This is a genomic window from Gilvimarinus gilvus, assembly GCF_030518155.1.
GTDB classification, from domain to species: Bacteria; Pseudomonadota; Gammaproteobacteria; order Pseudomonadales; family Cellvibrionaceae; genus Gilvimarinus; species Gilvimarinus gilvus.
In genome coordinates, this window is record NZ_JAULRU010000221.1 from 1 (window position 1) to 372 (window position 372).

The 372-nt window shown below is 45.7% G+C and carries 1 protein-coding gene; it reads left to right on the top strand.

All coding sequences use genetic code 11. The features are described 5' to 3' along the window. Positions 1–54: 54 nt before the first annotated feature. Positions 55–372: hypothetical protein (locus QWI17_RS03160; RefSeq protein WP_302721052.1), on the top strand; the 318-nt coding region annotated here is incomplete at its 3' end.

Below are 372 nucleotides of genomic sequence, written 5' to 3' on the forward strand. Positions count from 1 at the left end.
TTCGCTTTTACAGCCGCTATTTAATTCATCTATATAAAAGGGTTTGTATTCCTCATGATGACAAATACTGTTGAGGCCGAAGGCCAGTTAACCCCGGAAGAACAAAAACGCTTAACCGCAGATATGCATCGTTCCCTGCGCCGCAAGAAATTCCGGGCACTGTTTCTGGTAGCTCCACTGCTTATTTTCATTATGGTAACTTTTGTAGCCCCTATCATATCGATGCTATACCGCTCGGTTGATAACCCTCAAGTACTCGAGTACATGCCGAACACCTCAGCAGCTTTGGCAGATTGGGATGGCACTGAAATACCGGACGAGGCAACCTTTGCCGCGTTAGTACAGGATCTTGCTGAAGGTCGTAAAAATCAT